A 16,796-nucleotide genomic window follows, 5' to 3' on the forward strand; every position below is an offset into this window, starting at 1 on the left:
GGCAGCACTATCCAGGCGCCGGTGGGTGGCTCATGGGCGCCAGTGATAACGAGCCCGGCGCCACTATCACTGCGTTGGATCGAAGTGCATTCGCTGGGCCGGCAAACCTTGCGGCAATTGTCTCGAAGGGCTATCAACAAGGCTTCATTCATCGTGAGTGCCAGCCATGACTGCCCAGACCAATCGCCAATTCCTGCTCGCCAAGCGCCCGGTGGGCGCGGCGACCCGCGAGACGTTCACTTATCAGCAAGTACCGGTCGGCGAACCGGCCGCCGGCCAGATCCTGGTGAAAAACGAATACCTGTCCCTGGACCCGGCCATGCGCGGCTGGATGAACGAGGGCAAGTCGTACATCGCGCCAGTGGGCATTGGCGAAGTGATGCGAGCCCTGGGGGTTGGCCAGGTGATTGCGTCGAACAACCCGGGGTTTGCGGTGGGGGACTACGTCAACGGCGCGCTGGGGGTGCAGGATTACTTCCTCGGCGAGCCACGGGGTTTCTACAAAGTCGATCCGAAACTGGCCCCGCTGCCGCGCTACCTGTCAGCGCTGGGCATGACCGGCATGACGGCCTATTTCGCCCTGCTGGATGTGGGCGCGCCAAAGGCCGGCGAGACGGTCGTGCTGTCGGGCGCCGCCGGTGCGGTAGGCAGCATTGCCGGGCAGATCGCCAAGCTCAAGGGCTGCCGCGTGGTGGGGATCGCCGGCGGGGCCGACAAATGCAGGTTCCTGATCGATGAACTGGGCTTCGACGGGGCCATCGACTACAAGAGCGAAGACGTCCAGGCTGGCCTCAAGCGCGAATGCCCCAAGGGCGTGGACGTGTATTTCGACAACGTCGGCGGCGACATCCTCGATGCCGTGCTCAGCCGCTTGAACCTCAAGGCCCGCGTGGTGATCTGCGGCGCCATCAGCCAGTACAACAACAAGGAAGCGGTCAAGGGCCCTGCCAACTACCTGTCGCTGCTGGTCAACCGGGCGCGCATGGAGGGCTTCGTGGTCATGGACCATGCCGCGCAGTTCGCCGCCGCCGGCCAGGAAATGGCGGGCTGGATGGCCAAGGGGCAACTCAAGAGCAAGGAAGATATCGTCGAAGGCCTGGAGACGTTTCCCGAAACCCTGACCAAACTGTTCAGCGGGGAGAACTTCGGAAAGTTGGTACTCAAGGTCTGACACAAAACACCTGATGTGGGAGCGGGCTTGCTCGCGAAGGGGCCCTGTCAGTCAACATTGATATTGACTGACATACCGCTATCGCGAGCAAGCTCGCTCCCACATCAGGGATCTTCGGTATCAGGTCAGGCCAGTTCGGCCACGACCGCCGCCAGCGCCTGGGCCGGATCGACGGCCTGGCTGATCGGACGGCCGATCACCAGGTAGTCGGAACCGGCGTCCAGCGCCTGGCGCGGGGTCAGGATACGGCGCTGGTCGTCCTGGGCGCTGCCCGCCGGGCGAATCCCCGGGGTCACCAGTTGCAGCGACGGGTGCGCGGTCTTCAGTGCATTGGCTTCCAGGGCCGAGCAGACCAAACCGTCCAGACCCGCTTTCTGGGCCAGCGCTGCCAGGCGCAGCACTTGTTCCTGAGGCTCGATGTCCAGGCCGATCCCGGCCAGGTCCTCGCGTTCCATGCTGGTCAGCACGGTTACGCCGATCAGCAGCGGTTGCGGGCCACTGCGCTGGTCCAGCACTTCGCGGCAGGCCGCCATCATGCGCAGGCCGCCGGAACAGTGCACGTTGACCATCCAGACGCCCATCTCGGCCGCGGCCTTCACGGCCATGGCGGTGGTGTTGGGGATGTCGTGGAATTTCAGGTCCAGGAACACCTCGAACCCCTTGTCACGCAGGGTGCCGACGATTTCAGACGCGCAACTGGTGAACAGTTCCTTGCCGACTTTGACCCGGCAGAGCTTGGGGTCCAACTGGTCGGCCAGCTTCAGGGCGGCGTCACGGGTAGGGAAATCCAGGGCGACGATGATGGGCGTCTGGCAGGCGGACATGAGCGGGCTCTCAGGCAAGTCGAAATCGGCGCGCATTGTAGCGGAACCAGCGCCGGTGGGGGACCCGATGATCGGTAAATCTCACCGCGTCACCCCGAGCATGGACGATCCCGACCTTTGTGTCGAAGTCGATACAGGGCTGACACGCCCCCAATACGCCGGCACGCTACCGTCTGCCGCCGCACCCCGTCCTTTCAGCGCTTCACGCCTCGCGGTCCGAAGCCTATGCTGAAGCCTCAACCTTGCCGCCTCCTTTGCGATTGGCAGCTTACCTGGCAGATGATGCATCCATGCAGAACACCCCTGTTGCAAATGCCGATGATCACAAAGCGTGCGACGACGACAAGCGCTGGAACACCCGGGCGCTGATCGTCGACGACGATGTGCCGATCCGCGAACTGCTGATCGATTACCTGGCCCGCTTCGGCATACGCGCCAGCGGTGTGACCGATGGCGCGGCCATGCGCCAGGCGTTGCAGGCCGAGCACTTCGACGTGGTCGTGCTCGACCTGATGCTGCCCGGTGAAGACGGCCTGCAATTGTGCCGCTGGCTGCGGGCCGAATCGGACATCCCGATCCTGATGCTCACCGCCCGCTGCGAACCCACCGACCGCATCATCGGCCTGGAACTGGGTGCCGATGACTACATGGCAAAACCGTTCGAGCCCAGGGAGCTGGTGGCCCGTATCCAGACCATCCTGCGCCGGGTACGCGACGACCGCAGCGAACAACGGGCCAACATCCGCTTCGATAACTGGCGGCTCAACAGCGTGCTGCGCCAACTGATTTCCCTCGACGGGCTGGTGGTGCCGCTGTCCAACGCCGAGTTCCGCCTGCTATGGGTGTTCATCGAACGACCGCGCCGGGTGCTCAGCCGCGAACAACTGCTGGACGCCGCCCGTGGACGCTCCATCGAGGCGTTCGACCGCAGCATCGACCTGCTGGTCTCGCGCCTGCGCCAGAAACTGGGCGACGACCCGAAGGCCCCGCAATTGATCAAGACCGTGCGTGGCGAGGGCTATCTGTTCGACGCCCGGGACATCGGTTGATGCGGCTGCGCCTCGACTCCCTGTTCGGCCGGCTGTTTGGCGTCCTGCTGCTGGCGATTGTCCTGGCGCACCTGTTGGCCTTTGCCTGGTTTTCCGTCTACGACAAACCGCCGCCCGGACCGCCACCCGAGTTTACCCAGCATGGCGACGGCCCTCCGCCCTTCGGCCCTCCGCCCGAGCATGCCGAGCGTCCGTGGTTCGGCGGGCCGGTGGTGCCGCTGACGTTGCAGTTCGTGTTCCTGATCGTGGCCGCCTGGTATGGCGCCAAGCTGTTGACCCGGCCGATCCAGCGCCTGAGCAACGCCGCCGAACGCCTGAGCGAAGACCTCGACAGCCCGCCGCTGGCCGAGGACGGCCCACGCGAGGCGCGCCAGGCAGCCCATACGTTCAACCTGATGCAGCAACGGATTCGCGAGCAGGTGCAGCAGCGTTCACGCATGCTCGGCGCGGTGTCCCACGACCTGCGCACGCCGCTGTCGCGGCTCAAGCTGCGCCTGGAGCAGATCGACGACGTAAAGCTGCAAGGCCAGATGCGCCAGGACCTGGACGACATGATCGGCATGCTCGATGCCACCCTCACCTACCTGCATGAACAGCGCACCAGCGAAGCCTTGCAATGGATGGACGTGCAGGCCCTGGTGGAATCGCTGAGCGAAAACGCCCAGGACCAGGGCGCCGACGTACAGGCCAGTGGCGCGTGCGCGCCGCTGCACGTGCAGCCGATGGCGCTGCGCTCGTGCGTCAACAACCTGATGGACAATGCCCTGCGCTATGCGGGCCACGCCTTGATCACCCTGGACGACCAGGGCGACCGGGTGCTGATCCGGGTCATCGACCACGGCCCCGGCATTGCCCCAGACAAGCGTGAAGCGGTGTTCGAACCCTTCTATCGCCTGGAAGGCTCGCGCAACCGCAACTCCGGCGGCGTCGGCCTGGGCATGACCATCGCTCGGGAAGCCGCCGAACGCCTCGGCGGGCAGTTGAACCTGGAAGAAACACCGGGCGGCGGATTGACGGCCGTCATCCACCTGCCACGCACCTGAGCCCCCAGTTCCCACAGGGTTCAAGGGTGAGCCGGGGCTGTGTATGGCCTGCGATACAAACCCCACACACCCACGACAACTGGCCCGCCGACGCTGCTTGAGCCGGTGCACCCGCCGGCAACACCAGCCCAAGGAGAGTGCCCATGATCGGCAGCGTCAGCGCCAGCAATTACGCGTCATACACCAGCACCAGCAATACCTCGACCCACAGTGCCCACGGCCAGTCATTCCAGAAGGAACTGCTTGGCCGGCTCGACAGCAACGACGACGGTTCGATCGACCAGGATGAACTGAGCAGCGCCCTGTCGCAAAAAAGCGACGACGGTATCCTGGTCAGCCTGAGCGACAACTTCGACGACCTGGACAGTGACGGCAGCGGTGACTTGAGCAGCGAGGAAATGGCGGCGATGGCCCCGCCACCACCGCCACCGCGGAGCCAGGCGCCCGATACCGAACTGGCCGATGCGTTGCTCAGCGCCCTGGACACCGACGGTGACGGCGTGGTCAGCAGCGACGAATTGAGCAGCGGTCTGGCCAGTGCCGGCAGCAATGCCGACAGCCAACAGGTGTTCTCGGCCCTGGACAAGAATGAGGACGGCACCGTCAGCGCCGACGAACTCGCCGCCAGCCTCGCCCCACCGCCGCCCCCTCAACAGGCCTCCAGCGACGAGCTGTTCAGCCAGCTCGATGCCGATGACGACGGCAGCATCACCGCCAGCGAACTGACCAGCGCCTTGCAGGCGAACCGCGACAGCGACAGCACCACCGACCAGGACAGTGCCAGCGAGGCCTTGGGCAGGATGATCGCCAACCTCAGCCGGCAGTACTCGCTGGACAGCGTCGCGACCGTGGGCAAGCACCTGAACGTGGCGACCTGAGACGACGGCGAACCTGGCGGCGAGGGCGTCAGGCTACGCGTCGACCTCAGGGCTTAGAAGACTCCGTGGCGAGGGCGCCGGCGCCCGCTGGGCCGCCCGATTCGCCACGGTTTTGGGTTCCGGAAGGTGCTGTTCAAGCTAGCGTGCCTGGCTTTTGCTCCAGTCCGTCAACAGGCTGTACGCCACCGCCAGCAAGGTCGGGCCGATGAACAGGCCGATGAAGCCGAAGGCAATCAACCCGCCGAACACGCCCAGCAGCACGATGACCAACGGCAGGTTCCCGCCCCGGCTGATCAGGTAGGGCTTGAGCACGTTGTCCACGCCGCTGATGATGAACGTGCCCCAGATGCCGAGGAACACCGCCATCCCGTACTCGCCTTTCCACGCCAGCCAGGCCGTGGCCGGAATCCAGACCAGCGGCGGGCCCATGGGGATCAGGCTGAGCAGGAACGTGACGATCCCCAGCACCAGCGCGCCCGGCACGCCAGCGATCAGGAAGCCGATCAAGGCCAGCAGGGCCTGGGCCGCCGCAGTGCCGATCACGCCATTGACCACCCGTTGTACCGTCCCGGCCACCAACTCGATGTAGTAACCGGCGCGGTCGCCGATCAGGCGCTCCAGCAATCCATGGACGAACGCCGCAAGGCGCGGGCCATCGCGATAGAAGAAAAATACGAACACGATGCTCAGGGTCAGTTCGAGCATGCCGCCACCAATCTGCTTGCTGCGGGCCAACAACCAGTTGCCGACCTGTCCCAGGTACGGCTTGAGGGTGACCATCATCGCCGCGCCCTGCTGGTCGATGCTGTTCCAGATCGCCACCAGCCGCCCACCCACCAGCGGCAAGCCGCCCAGCCAGGCCGGTGCGTCGGGCAGGCCATCGACCTGCACATCGCGGATGAACGCCGTGGCATCGCGCACATGATCGGCCAGGTTGAACCCCAGCCACACCAGCGGCCCCGCCACCAACAGCATCCACCCCACCGTCAACAGCCCCGCCGCGAGGGACTCGCGACCATTGACCCAGCGGGTCAGCAGGCGCATCAACGGCCAACTGGCAAACGCCAGCACCGCCCCCCAGAACAGCGCCGACCAGAACGGCGCCATCACCCAGAGGCTTGCGCCGAACAACACCAGGAGCAGAATCTGCACCAACAGCCGATCGTTATTGAGCATGTAAGGTCTCGAAAAATGTCCAGGGCGGGCCACGGCGTGAGGCCCGCGACCCGCCACAGCTTATCGCAGCAGTTCCAGATGCAGGCCCGGCGCGTCGCCACTGGCGGCTTCCAGGCGCGCGGCCCGCACCCCCTGGCCCGCCAGCGCCTGCCGCCACTCTTCGGCCCGAGGGCCGGCAATACTGACCCGCAGCCCCGTATCCAGGTTCAATGCCCGGGACAACAGGCGCAGCCAGGTATCGTCCGGCTCACCGCCAAGGCGCGGCAAGTCGAGCACCCCGGTGTCCTTGAGCTGGCGCAGCAGGGTCGCCGAAGTGGGCAGCAAATCCCCCAGCGCGGCATTCGCCGCAAACTGTTCGACGTGCAGGTAGGCCTTGCGATTGCCGCGGGTGATGCCATAGAGCGCAATCAAGGTGTTGTCCGCCGGGGGCGCCAGGCGCAACAGCAGGTAGGCCTGGCCGTTGTCGGCACCGTAGAGCTTGGCGTTGCCGAAGACCTCGTTGGCCCACAGGCTGCTTTCGCCGCAATCGCGGGCCTGGCACCAGAACAACAGCTCGGCACCCTGCTTCTGCAACGCTTCGCGCGCCGCCGTGAAGGCCTGGGTCGCGGAATGTTCGGGCGGCAGTTCGTAGGTGACCGAGGTCACGTTGCCCCGGGCGTCGACCTGGCCGTCGAAACGCAACTGGCCACTGATTCGGCGGATCGAGCCCATGGGATAGACGCGTTCCAGGTCATTGGTTTGCCGGTAATCGACGATCTGGGCATCGGGCATGCGTGGCACGCCCTCCAGGTCGCGACTGCCCGGCACATCGGCAGCGAACGATACCGGGCTGAAGCAGGCCAGCGCCAGCAGGACGAGTGAATGGACGGATGATTTCATCGGATCGACGTGGCCTGGAGCGCCCGGACGCGACAAGCGTCGTCGGTGCACCACGGGGCGGGTAAGCAGCGGTCTGTCATGGTTGTCTCCCTTTCAACCCGCCCAGCCTCGACAGTTGCCCGGCGCAAGTCAAGAAACGCTGAAGAACCGATTGAAACAGTCTGCTACAAGCGCGGCGCCGCCTTCGTCATTCAGGTGCAAATGATGGCCGCCCGGCAACTGCTCATGACTGAAGGGTAGACGCTCCAGCAACTCCGGGTGCCGCGCCAGCATGCCGTCGGCCGCCACCACCAGGTGCGCGGGACAGGCGACCCGTGCCACGAACGCCATGGCCTGCTCGTCGGTCAGGCGCAGCGGCGATGGCAAGGTCAGGCGGTTGTCGGTGCGCCACGTGTAGCCACCAGGCACCGGCATCAGTCCGCGCTGGGCCAGCAGCTCGGCCGCCTCGCGACTGACCGCCACCAGGCCTTTCATGCGTGCCTCGATGGCCCGGTCGAGGGTTTTGTAGACCGGTTTGCGTTTGTGCTGCAAATCCATTTGCGCTTGCAGGGCCATGCCCATGCGTTCGGCCGCGCCATCGCCCTGGGCGGTGGGCGGGATGACGCCGTCGATCAGCCCCAGGTGCGTCACCCGCTCCGGCAAGGCGCCGGCCAGCACCAGCGAAACAATGGCGCCCATGGAGTGCCCCAACAGGGCGAAACGTTTCAAGCCCAGTTGTTCGGCGACGTGCAGCACGTCATGGGCATAGTCCCAGAGCGCGTAACCGGCACCGGCCGGCCGATGCCCGGAATGACCATGGCCGGCCATGTCCAGGGCGATGACCCGCAAGCCCGCCAGCCGCGGGGCCAGCCGGGCGAAACTGTTGGCGTTGTCCAGCCAGCCGTGCAGGGCGATCACCGGACGGCCCTCTTCCGGGCCGAACAGGTGGGCTGCCAACTCGATATGCGGCAGGCTCAGGCGGACCTCTTCGACCGTGCTCATGGGCAATGCCCCTGCCAACGCTGGAACAGGTCCTTGAGCAGGTTGGCCGTGTCTTGCGGCCGCTCCAGGGGGAACATATGGCCGCCGGGCATGCTCAGGGCTTCGCCATGGGGCATGCGCCGCACCGATCGAGTGTGATGGCGCATCACCACGCGACTCTGCCGGCCACGCACCACTGCCAACGGCACCTGGAGCGTGCGGGGCCGGCCCGGGCTGGTGTGCGGCACGCCGCGATAGATGCTGATTTCCGTGGCCGGGTCGAAGCGCAACCGCAAGCGGTCGCCCACCGGCTGCAGGCCGTGTTGCAGGTAAGCGTCAAAGCAATCCGGGTCGAAGCCGCGGAACAGCGTCTTGCCGGCGAAATACTGCCGCGCCGAGGCCATGTCGGCGAACTCCTCGCGCCGGCCCAGGGTCCGGCCGGCCGGGGTGAGGCGATCGATGAAGCCCAGGCGCTTGGCGGCCAGGATCACCCACCGGTCGGTGCGGGTCAGCACCGGCGAATCGAGCATGACCACGCCTCGATACAAGTGCGGGCATCGCAACGCCGCGTGCAGGTGCAGCACGCCACCCAGGGAATGGCCGACACCCCATACCGGCGCCGGCTGGCGTTCCAGGTGATGGATCAATTCGTCCACCAGGTTGTGCCAGTTGTCGTCCACCGGAAAGCGCGGATCGTGGCCGTGCAGTTCCAGGTGCGCGACCTCGTACTGCGGCGCCAGCGCGGCGAACAGCTTGCCGTAGGTGGCCGAGGGGAAACCGTTGGCGTGGGCGAAAAATACCTGTTGCGACATGACAGCCGATCCATTGGGGGAACTGGCACCGATTCTGCGCACAAGCCACCGACGCGGCAATGACCGTAACTGCCAGGAATGATGACAGTCGAGCTTGGGCTATAGACAGAAGCTGCAAGCCTCAAGTTGATAGCTTGCAGCTCCCAGCGCTTCACCGCGCCGGCGGTTGCTCGCCGAGCGGCACCACCGCCATGGTCAGGCGCGATACGCAGTTGAGCTTGCCGTCGTCGTTGGTCAAGCGGATGTCCCAGACCTGCGTGGTGCGGCCCAGGTGGACCATCCGTGCCGTGGCGGTGACCCGTCCGCTGCGCACGCCACGCAGGTGGTTGGCGTTGATCTCCAGGCCCACGCAGTAGAACTTGCTGGTGTCCACGCACAGGTAAGCGGCCATGGACCCGACCGTCTCGGCCAACACCACCGACGCGCCGCCATGCAGCAGGCCGAAGGGTTGGTGGGTGCGGTGATCGACCACCATGCTCGCGGTCAGGGACTCGTCGTCGAACGACTCGAAACGAATGTCGAGCACTTCGCTGATGGTGTTTTTACCGGCGGCGTTGAGTTGTTCGAGGTTGGGGGTGTTGCGCCACAGACTCATCGTGTTCATTCCTTTATCGTTGTTATTGTGGCCGCTTGCATTTCGTACACAGCCTAGGCTCTGTCTGAAAAGCCTTGATACTCGTTCATGCTGCGTTGAAAACCGGCTCGGAATGCTCATTTACTCCAGTAAAGTCGAGCGCGACCCCGGCCGTTCCTCGCCGGTTTTCGCCTTGCCTGACCTTCGTCTCAAGACTTTTCAAACAGAGCCTAGGGGTGCCGCAGGGCCTTGAGCGTCATCGCCCCGGCCAGCGGCAGGTCGCCTTCCAGTTCGGCCAGGCCGGCGGTCTGCACCTGTTCGGGTTGTTGCAGGTGGCCGTGTTGCAGCAGGCCCAGCAGGCTGCCCACCAGCGGGTTGTGGCTGACCAGCAGCACCGGGGCCTGGTCCGCCAGGTGTTCCAAAACCTTTTGCGGCCGTGTCTCCGGCGTGAGCCAGTTGACCGTGATCAGCTGCGGCTCGAACCCCAGCGCTTGGCGCACCAATTGCGCGGTCTGCTGGGCACGCCGGTACGGGCTGACGTAAATGGCCGCCAACGGCTGGCCGATCAGGTGCGCGGCACTGTGCAGCACTTGCTCGCGCCCGTGTTCGGTCAGGGCCCGCTCGGGATCGGGACAGTTGCCGTAGGGCTCGGCCTCGCCATGACGCAATACCCAGAGTTTCATAGCTTGGGCTCTTCGTCCCGGACCGGATGCGCGGCCGGCGCCACGACGTGCGGCGCTTCACCTTCGGGCGTGCGCGGAGTGGGCCAATCGGCGAACGGCCATGGCTTCTGGTCGCTGTGGAAAGTGCCAAAACGGCCGATCTGCGCCAGGAACTGGCTCAGGCTGTCACCGAAATTCATCAGGCTGGCGCTGGGCGCGCCGTAGATCAGCCGATAGATCAACTGCACCAGCACCACGGCGCCCAGGATGAACTGCGCCACCTGCCAGACCAGCAGGTAGATCACCATCCACAGCACACGCAGCAGGATGGATTCGTATTGGGGTTGTCCTTTCGGATCGTTCATGGCTCGCTCCTGCTTGCGGTCAAAAGACTCAGTTGAAACCGCTGGTGGAAATGAAATCGACGTCGGTCTTCGGCTCGCCGCGCATCAGCAATTCGATCACCTGTTCCAGCGTACGCCCCTCGAACAGAATTGCATGCAACCCGGCCACCAGCGGCATGTACACCCCGGCCTCCTGGGCCTTGGCCTTGAGCACCTTGAGGGTGTTGACCCCCTCGGCCACTTCGCCCAGGCGCGAGACGGCTTCTTCAAGGCTCAGGCCCTGGCCGAGGGCAAACCCGACCTGATAGTTGCGGCTCTTGGGTGACGAACAGGTGACGATCAGATCGCCGACCCCGGCCAAGCCCAAAAACGTCATCGGGTTGGCGCCCTGGCTGACGGCAAAGCGGGTCATTTCCGCCAGCGCCCGGGTGATCAGCATGCTCTTGGTGTTCTCGCCCATGCCCAGCGCCACCGCCATGCCGGCGATGATCGCATAGACGTTCTTCAGCGCCCCGCCCAGCTCCACGCCAAAGCGATCGGCACTGGCATAGACGCGAAAGGTGCGGCCATGGAGCGCAGCCTGGACCTGCTGGCACAGCGCTTCGTCTTCACTGGCCACCACCGTCGCGGTCAACGCGTGCTCGGCGATCTCGCGCGCCAGGTTCGGCCCGGAAATCACCCCGATGCGGGCCTTGGGGGCGATGTCTTCGAGAATCTCGCTCATCAGCTTGAACGTCTGCGCCTCGATGCCCTTGGTCAGGCTCACCAACGACTTGCCGCTCAGGCGTTCAGCGTGGGGCGCCAGGACCGCGCGCAAGGCGCTGGACGGCAAGGCGACGAAAAACAGCTCGCTGTCGTCGAGGGTCGCCTGCAAGTCGGTGACCGGTTCCACTTCCGGGCGGATCTTGATGCCCTTGAGGTAACGCGGGTTCTCGCGGTTGACCCGGATGGCCTCGGCCTGCTCCGGGTCACGCATCCATTGGCGCACCGGGTGGCCATTCTCGGCCAGCAGGTTGGCCACGGCGGTTCCGAAGCTCCCGCCTCCCAGGACCGCAATCGGGCGCTGATCAGTCATATGCAATCCGTTCATCCATACCAAGTGGCAATGCGGGGCATTATACGGAGCGGCCGCAGCGCGACCAGCCCCGGCAACAATTACCGACGACTGTAGGAAGCTGACCATCAATTCCTAGGAAAATGCTGTCAACGTGAATGGAAAAGTCGTTCAGCTCAGTTACCATGCGCGCCATTCTCCTATTATCAAAGGCTGCACCGTGCCCGTTGGCCCTTCCCGCTCCGGTTCGACCCTGCTATTGGCGCTGATCATCAGCCCGCCAGTGCTGGGCGACGACCTGTTCGTGGACAGCCAGCCCCTGCCCCAGGTGCTGACGGCCACCCGGCTCAAGCAATCGCCGGCGGCCGTGCCCGGCAGCATGACCGTGCTCGACAGCGAATTGATCAAGGCCAGCGGCGCCCGCGACATCAGCGAGCTGCTGCGGCTGGTGCCGGGCATGATGGTCGGCAACATCAGCGGCAACCAGGCCGCCGTGAACTACCACGGCACCAACGCCAGCGAAGCCCGGCGCATGCAGGTGCTGATCGACGGCCGCTCGGTGTACCGCGCCGGCCTGGCCACCGTGGACTGGAGCGACATTCCGGTGGCCATGGAAGACATCGAGCGAATTGAAGTCTTCCGGGGCCCCAACACCGTCAGCTACGGCGCCAACGCGCTGATGGCCGTGGTCAACATCATCACCCGCGCCCCGGCCGACAGCCACGGCACCCGCCTGAAGATCACGCGCGGCCAGCGCGGCATCAGCGACTGGTACGCCAGCCAGGGCAGCGGTTGGGAAGGCGGCGACCTGCGCCTGTCGTTGTCCGGCCAGGAAGACGACGGCTTCGACAGTGACCGCAACGGGGCGGACTACCGCGACAGCCGTCGCCTGGAGCGCTTCAACCTGTCGGTCAGCCAGACCCTGGACGAACGACAGAGCATCGACTGGCAATTGAACGCCAAGGACGGCACCAACCAGCGGCCCTACACCTACCACCCGGTGTTTGCCGGGATCACCGCCGCTGGGGATAACTCCGACGTCATCGCCAAGGACTACGCCGGTTCGCTGCGCTGGAACCTCGACCTGGACCCCGACCACAGCCTTTATGTACAAGGCTCGATCCAGCACTGGGATCGCCAGCAGACCTGGCGGGCCTGTGACGCCGAAGTCTCCTTCAGCCCGCAACTGACCGACCTGTGGCAGCTCAACCCCAACTACGCCGAGAAGCTGGCGCGCAACATGCCGTCCTTCACCCGCACCGGCGCGCCACCCGGCGGCACGCCGCAGGAACAGGCACTGGCCAACCAGGTGATCGACCAGTGGCGCAACGGCGCCTCTCAAACCCTGTGCGGGGACATCGACCAGAGCACCCGTGAATCGCGCTACGACCTGGAAATCCAGGACACCCTGAGCCTGTCCGACAGCCTGCGACTGGTGACCGGGGCGAATTACCGCTACGACCGGGCCGACTCCGAGACGTACTTCAACGGCACGCTGGACGACACCACCTGGCGCCTGTTCGGCCAACTCGAATGGCGGGCCAGCGAACACTGGCTACTGCAGGGTGGCGCCATGTTCGAGGACGCGCGCCTGACCGGCAGCTCGCTGACGCCCCGGGTGGCCGTCAACTACCTGATCACCCCGCGCCATGGCCTGCGCGCGGTGTACTCCGAAGCCGTGCGCTCGCCGGACATGTTCGAGAACAACGTCAACTGGAGCTACCAGGTCACCAATCTGCAGCCGTCCGCCTTCGGCCAGCGCAGCGCCCGCTATTTCGTCGTGACCCGTGGCCCGGGCAACCTGGAACAGGAACACATGCGTTCCCGGGAGCTGGGCTACAACGGCTATTTCATGGACCTGGGCCTGACTGTCGATGTCAAGCTGTTCCACGACGAAATCACCGGCATGATCAGCGAACCGCTGCGCAACAACCAATACATCGCCAGCAACAGCAACCAGTCACAGTTCTCCGGGGCTGAAACCCAGTTCGACTGGCGCATGACCGGCGCCGACCGCCTGCGCCTGACCTACGCCTACGTCGACGCCCAGGCGAGCAACCCCCTCGACGAGCAACTGACCGCCCGCAACAGCGGTTCGGCCGGCTGGCTGCGGGACTGGGGCCAGGGCTGGAACAGCGCGGTGTTCTATTACGCCGCCAACGCCCTGGACGGCTACCGCTTCGAACGGGTCGACACGCGGGTCGCCCGGCGCATTCCCCTGGGCAAGGCCAGCCTGGAATTGGCGGGCACCCTGCAACAGCGCCTGGACGACGAACCGACCACGTTCGTCGACAACCGCTACGATTCCCGCCATGTGCTGTATTTCAGCGCAGAGTTGTCCTTCTAAATGTGCCGGGCCCCTGCACGAAGGACGCCATTGCGTGGCTGCCGAAGGCTGGCGCTGGGGCTGTTGCTCATGGTCGGGCTGACGGCGATCCAGGCCCGGGCCGCCGAGATCGTGCTCACCGGCGCCGAGGACAGCCCCGGCGTGCAGTCCTTTACCCAGGCCCTGAAAGCCCTGCGTCCGGAAGACAGTGTGCGATTCACGCCGCTGGCCAGCCTGCCGACGCCCGATAAGCTGCCCGCCAATGTCCGCCTGGTCCTGCTCGACCTGCCCAGCCTGGACTGGCGCCTGCAAGACACCCGCGGGCCGGCCACGCTGGTGCTGCGCATCAGCCGCCTGCAAGCCCGCGACCGCCTGGGCGAGGCAACGCCCAATCACCTGAGCCTGCTATGGAGCGACCCGCCGGTGGCGCGGCAGTTGCGCCTGATCCGCGCGATCCTGCCGCAGTTGCGCCGGGTCGGCGTGCTGTACGACGGGCACAGCGAGTTTTTGCTCAACGACATCCGCCAGGCCGCCGCGCCGCTGGGCCTGGAAATCGTCACCGAACGCTGGGACGACACCGCTGACAGCCGCCCCCTGCAAAACCTGCTGGGCCAGAGCGACGTGCTGCTGGGCCTCGACGACCCCGACCTGTACAACCCCAAGACCGTGAAAAACCTGTTGCTCAGCAGCTACGCCCGGCAACGACCGTTGATCGGCCCCAGCGCCGCCTTCGTCAAGGCCGGCAGCCTGGCGAGCACCTACAGCGACCAGGACGACTGGCTGGCGATCCTCGACGAACTGCTCGATCGCCCCGCCACGACTTGGCCGCGCACGTTGTACCCGGCCCGTTTCAAAGTCCTGGGCAACCGCCAGGTCACCCGCTCGCTGGGGATCGAACCGATTGATGCCGAATCCGTCGCTGCAACGTTGGCCGAAGGAGAACACCGCCCATGACCTTGCGTCGCCGTTGGGACATCAACACCCGCACCCAGCTCATCGCCCTCGGCCCGGCGTTGCTGCTGACCGTCCTGTTGATCAGCTTCTTCACCTTCGTGCGGATCCAGGACTTGCGCCAGGAACTCAATCACACCGGGCAACTGATCGCCAACCAACTGGCGCCGGCCACGGAGTATGGCGTCATTTCCGGTAACAACGATGTCCTCGAAAGCTTGCTCACGGCGACCCTGGCGACGCCCCACGTGCGCTTTCTCGAAGTGCAGGACAGCACCGGCAAGGTGCTGGTGTACGTCGAACAGCCCGAGCAGGCTCGCAGCCACTCCCAGCAGATCGAGGTCTTCCAGTCCCCGGTGCGCCTGCAACGCATCACCCTGAACAATGACTTCCTGCAGGGCAACAGCACATCCGTCGAGGCGCCGGTGGAGGATTACCTGGGCCGAGTGATCGTCGGCATGTCCAGCGACGCCTTCAGCCAGCGGCAACAGGAGATCCTGTTCAAGGCGGCGATCCTGGCGCTGTTCGCCCTGCTGTTCACCTTCCTGGTGGCACGCCGCCTGGCGACCGACCTGTCGCAGCCGATCCGCGACATCGGCAACGCGGTCAAGGCCATCCAGCAAGGGGACTACAGCACCCCGCTGCCCATCGTCGACGATGCGGAGCTGGGGGCCTTGTCACGGCACATCAACAACCTGGCCGACGGCCTGGAGCAAGCCAGCCGGGAACAGCACCAGACCATCGCGCAACTGATCCAGACCCGTGAGGAAGCGGAAAAAGCCAACAGCGCCAAGTCCGAGTTCCTGGCGATGATGAGCCATGAATTGCGCACGCCCATGAACGGCGTGCTGGGCATGCTGCAACTGTTGGAAACCACCCGCCTGAGCGACGAGCAGCACGAGTACACGACCCTGGCGTCGGAGTCTACCGAGCACCTGCTCAAGGTGATCAACGACATCCTCGACTTCTCGCGCATCGAACGCTCGGCCCTGGAACTGGAACACATTGCGTTCAACCTGGCGGAACTGGTGGGCAGTTGCGCCCAGTCGTTCCAGCACAGCGCCGCACAACGCCAGCTGGGCCTGGAGTTGCTGATTCCCGAGGACATGCAGGCCTTGCAGGTCCAGGGCGATCCGACGCGCATACGCCAGATCCTGGTGAACCTGATCGGCAATGCCCTGAAGTTCACCGAGCAAGGCCAAGTGACCGTGCAATGCCAGTGGCAGGCCCTCGACCACGAGCTGCTGTGGTTCACCTGCACCGTGCGCGACAGCGGCATCGGGATTGCCGCCGAGACCCTGGAGCGCATGTTCGACGCCTTCCAGCAGGCCGACAGCTCGATTTCCCGGCGCTACGGCGGCACCGGCCTCGGTCTGCCGATCGCCCGCACCCTGGCCGAACGCATGGGCGGGACGCTGCGCGCCCAGAGCGAGGAAGGCCACGGCTCGGTGTTCACCCTGGAGATCCCGCTGGCGCTGTCGCGGCAGACGCCGCCGGTGCTGGCGGCGCAGCAGCCGGCCGACAAAGGCGACGGCGCGGGCCGCAACATCCTGCTGGTGGAAGACAACCCGGTGAACCAGACCGTCACCCAGGCCATGCTGCGCAGCCTGGGCTTCACCGTCAGTGTCGCCACCGACGGCGCCCAGGCCGTGCGCAGTGCCGAAAGCCAGGCATTCGAGGCGATTCTCATGGATTGCCGGCTGCCGATCATCGATGGCTACGAGGCCACGCGCCAGATCCGCCGGTTGCCGGGGCGCGACGCAGTACCGATCATCGCCCTGACCGCCAACGCCTTGCAGGGCGACCGCGAAGCCTGCCTGGCCGCCGGCATGAACGACTACCTGGCCAAGCCGTTCAAACGGATTGACCTGCAGCAGATTCTGCAGCGCTGGATGGGCTAGGACCATCTGCGACTGGCGTGAAAGGCGAAAGTGCGGCAGTCTTAGGCACCCGAACATGCCTCGATTGGGGCTTGAATAAAAATTTCAGTGCACAGGTGTACATTCATTTCCCGTGTGCTGTGACTTTCACTACAACGCAATAGTCTATGAGTAGGCTGTCGATTCGAGGCATGACCGCTTCGATCGACCGGG

At 65.2% G+C, this 16,796-nt stretch carries 16 protein-coding genes; 7 read left to right on the plus strand and 9 right to left on the minus strand.

The window, feature by feature from the left end:
• Positions 1-166: 166 nt before the first annotated feature.
• Entirely contained in the window at positions 167-1,171 is a 1,005-nt protein-coding gene (locus V3H56_RS19400) for an NADP-dependent oxidoreductase (RefSeq protein WP_047736445.1), read from the plus strand.
• Positions 1,172-1,296: 125 nt separating this feature from the next.
• Here the strand turns inward: V3H56_RS19400 and pyrF are convergent, their stop codons facing one another.
• Positions 1,297-1,995 carry an orotidine-5'-phosphate decarboxylase gene (gene pyrF, locus V3H56_RS19405; protein WP_161796108.1) on the minus strand — a complete coding sequence of 233 codons (699 nt, stop codon included), beginning with the start codon at positions 1,993-1,995 and terminating at the stop codon, positions 1,297-1,299.
• Positions 1,996-2,285: 290 nt separating this feature from the next.
• Between pyrF and V3H56_RS19410 the strand changes: the two genes are divergently transcribed.
• From V3H56_RS19410 to V3H56_RS19420, 3 genes are all read left to right on the plus strand, one after another.
• Positions 2,286-3,044 (plus strand): response regulator, encoded by a 759-nt coding sequence (locus V3H56_RS19410; protein ID WP_042729943.1) that lies wholly within the window; start codon positions 2,286-2,288, stop codon positions 3,042-3,044.
• Entirely contained in the window at positions 3,044-4,087 is a 1,044-nt protein-coding gene (locus tag V3H56_RS19415) for a HAMP domain-containing sensor histidine kinase (protein WP_123578356.1), read from the plus strand. The genes V3H56_RS19410 and V3H56_RS19415 overlap by 1 nt, the downstream gene beginning before the upstream one ends.
• Positions 4,088-4,230: 143 nt before the next feature.
• On the plus strand, positions 4,231-4,965 hold the full coding sequence (locus V3H56_RS19420; RefSeq protein WP_042729945.1) for an EF-hand domain-containing protein: 735 nt from the start codon (positions 4,231-4,233) through the stop codon (positions 4,963-4,965).
• Positions 4,966-5,103: 138 nt separating this feature from the next.
• On the opposite strand, the gene V3H56_RS19425 is transcribed toward V3H56_RS19420, so the two are convergent.
• The 8 genes from V3H56_RS19425 to V3H56_RS19460 all read right to left on the minus strand — a co-directional run bounded on the left by V3H56_RS19425 (position 5,104) and on the right by V3H56_RS19460 (position 11,447).
• A complete protein-coding gene (locus tag V3H56_RS19425) occupies positions 5,104-6,141 on the minus strand; it encodes an AI-2E family transporter (RefSeq protein ID WP_047736447.1) in 1,038 nt (345 codons plus the stop codon).
• 60 nt (positions 6,142-6,201) lie between these two features.
• Positions 6,202-7,020 carry a DUF4892 domain-containing protein gene (locus tag V3H56_RS19430; RefSeq protein WP_338473772.1) on the minus strand — a complete coding sequence of 273 codons (819 nt, stop codon included), beginning with the start codon at positions 7,018-7,020 and terminating at the stop codon, positions 6,202-6,204.
• Positions 7,021-7,149: 129 nt separating this feature from the next.
• On the minus strand, positions 7,150-8,001 hold the full coding sequence (locus V3H56_RS19435; RefSeq protein WP_042732567.1) for an alpha/beta hydrolase: 852 nt from the start codon (positions 7,999-8,001) through the stop codon (positions 7,150-7,152).
• A complete protein-coding gene (locus tag V3H56_RS19440) occupies positions 7,998-8,792 on the minus strand; it encodes an alpha/beta hydrolase (protein ID WP_338473773.1) in 795 nt (264 codons plus the stop codon). The genes V3H56_RS19435 and V3H56_RS19440 overlap by 4 nt, the downstream gene beginning before the upstream one ends.
• A gap of 151 nt (positions 8,793-8,943) precedes the next feature.
• Positions 8,944-9,387, minus strand: a complete 444-nt coding sequence (locus V3H56_RS19445) for a hotdog fold thioesterase (RefSeq protein ID WP_042732569.1) — start codon at positions 9,385-9,387, stop codon at positions 8,944-8,946.
• Positions 9,388-9,596: 209 nt separating this feature from the next.
• Entirely contained in the window at positions 9,597-10,049 is a 453-nt protein-coding gene (sixA, locus tag V3H56_RS19450; protein WP_042732570.1) for a phosphohistidine phosphatase SixA, read from the minus strand.
• Positions 10,046-10,393 carry a DUF4389 domain-containing protein gene (locus V3H56_RS19455; RefSeq protein WP_042732571.1) on the minus strand — a complete coding sequence of 116 codons (348 nt, stop codon included), beginning with the start codon at positions 10,391-10,393 and terminating at the stop codon, positions 10,046-10,048. The genes sixA and V3H56_RS19455 overlap by 4 nt, the downstream gene beginning before the upstream one ends.
• A 28-nt stretch (positions 10,394-10,421) precedes the next feature.
• The gene (locus V3H56_RS19460; RefSeq protein ID WP_047736449.1) at positions 10,422-11,447 is read right to left on the minus strand and encodes an NAD(P)H-dependent glycerol-3-phosphate dehydrogenase; all 1,026 of its coding nucleotides are present in this window, start codon (positions 11,445-11,447) and stop codon (positions 10,422-10,424) included.
• 199 nt (positions 11,448-11,646) lie between these two features.
• Here V3H56_RS19460 and V3H56_RS19465 point away from each other — a divergent pair, with 199 nt between their 5' ends.
• From V3H56_RS19465 to V3H56_RS19475, 3 genes are read left to right on the plus strand one after another with little or no spacing between them, the layout of a single operon-like run.
• A complete protein-coding gene (locus V3H56_RS19465) occupies positions 11,647-13,773 on the plus strand; it encodes a TonB-dependent receptor (protein WP_042732865.1) in 2,127 nt (708 codons plus the stop codon).
• Positions 13,774-14,706, plus strand: a complete 933-nt coding sequence (locus V3H56_RS19470; RefSeq protein ID WP_047736450.1) for an ABC transporter substrate-binding protein — start codon at positions 13,774-13,776, stop codon at positions 14,704-14,706. It abuts the gene before it with no gap.
• The gene (locus V3H56_RS19475) at positions 14,703-16,604 is read left to right on the plus strand and encodes an ATP-binding protein (RefSeq protein WP_047736451.1); all 1,902 of its coding nucleotides are present in this window, start codon (positions 14,703-14,705) and stop codon (positions 16,602-16,604) included. Before V3H56_RS19470 ends, V3H56_RS19475 begins: the two co-directional genes overlap by 4 nt.
• Positions 16,605-16,796: the final 192 nt, after the last annotated feature.

Origin of the sequence: Pseudomonas sp. MS646 (assembly GCF_036693845.1) — a bacterium.
Lineage (GTDB): Bacteria > Pseudomonadota > Gammaproteobacteria > Pseudomonadales > Pseudomonadaceae > Aquipseudomonas > Aquipseudomonas chlororaphis_E.

What these genes read in the sequence shown, in the direction of transcription:
- V3H56_RS19460 (WP_047736449.1), bottom strand. Translation starts at nt 11,447, where the DNA reads ATGACTGATCAGCGCCCGATTGCGGTCCTGGGAGGCGGGAGCTTCGGA.
- sixA (WP_042732570.1), bottom strand. Translation starts at nt 10,049, where the DNA reads ATGAAACTCTGGGTATTGCGTCATGGCGAGGCCGAGCCCTACGGCAAC.
- V3H56_RS19445 (WP_042732569.1), bottom strand. Translation starts at nt 9,387, where the DNA reads ATGAGTCTGTGGCGCAACACCCCCAACCTCGAACAACTCAACGCCGCC.
- V3H56_RS19440 (WP_338473773.1), bottom strand. Translation starts at nt 8,792, where the DNA reads ATGTCGCAACAGGTATTTTTCGCCCACGCCAACGGTTTCCCCTCGGCC.
- V3H56_RS19475 (WP_047736451.1), top strand. Translation starts at nt 14,703, where the DNA reads ATGACCTTGCGTCGCCGTTGGGACATCAACACCCGCACCCAGCTCATC.
- pyrF (WP_161796108.1), bottom strand. Translation starts at nt 1,995, where the DNA reads ATGTCCGCCTGCCAGACGCCCATCATCGTCGCCCTGGATTTCCCTACC.
- V3H56_RS19455 (WP_042732571.1), bottom strand. Translation starts at nt 10,393, where the DNA reads ATGAACGATCCGAAAGGACAACCCCAATACGAATCCATCCTGCTGCGT.
- V3H56_RS19410 (WP_042729943.1), top strand. Translation starts at nt 2,286, where the DNA reads ATGCAGAACACCCCTGTTGCAAATGCCGATGATCACAAAGCGTGCGAC.
- V3H56_RS19420 (WP_042729945.1), top strand. Translation starts at nt 4,231, where the DNA reads ATGATCGGCAGCGTCAGCGCCAGCAATTACGCGTCATACACCAGCACC.
- V3H56_RS19430 (WP_338473772.1), bottom strand. Translation starts at nt 7,020, where the DNA reads ATGAAATCATCCGTCCATTCACTCGTCCTGCTGGCGCTGGCCTGCTTC.
- V3H56_RS19470 (WP_047736450.1), top strand. Translation starts at nt 13,774, where the DNA reads ATGTGCCGGGCCCCTGCACGAAGGACGCCATTGCGTGGCTGCCGAAGG.
- V3H56_RS19425 (WP_047736447.1), bottom strand. Translation starts at nt 6,141, where the DNA reads ATGCTCAATAACGATCGGCTGTTGGTGCAGATTCTGCTCCTGGTGTTG.
- V3H56_RS19400 (WP_047736445.1), top strand. Translation starts at nt 167, where the DNA reads ATGACTGCCCAGACCAATCGCCAATTCCTGCTCGCCAAGCGCCCGGTG.
- V3H56_RS19415 (WP_123578356.1), top strand. Translation starts at nt 3,044, where the DNA reads ATGCGGCTGCGCCTCGACTCCCTGTTCGGCCGGCTGTTTGGCGTCCTG.
- V3H56_RS19435 (WP_042732567.1), bottom strand. Translation starts at nt 8,001, where the DNA reads ATGAGCACGGTCGAAGAGGTCCGCCTGAGCCTGCCGCATATCGAGTTG.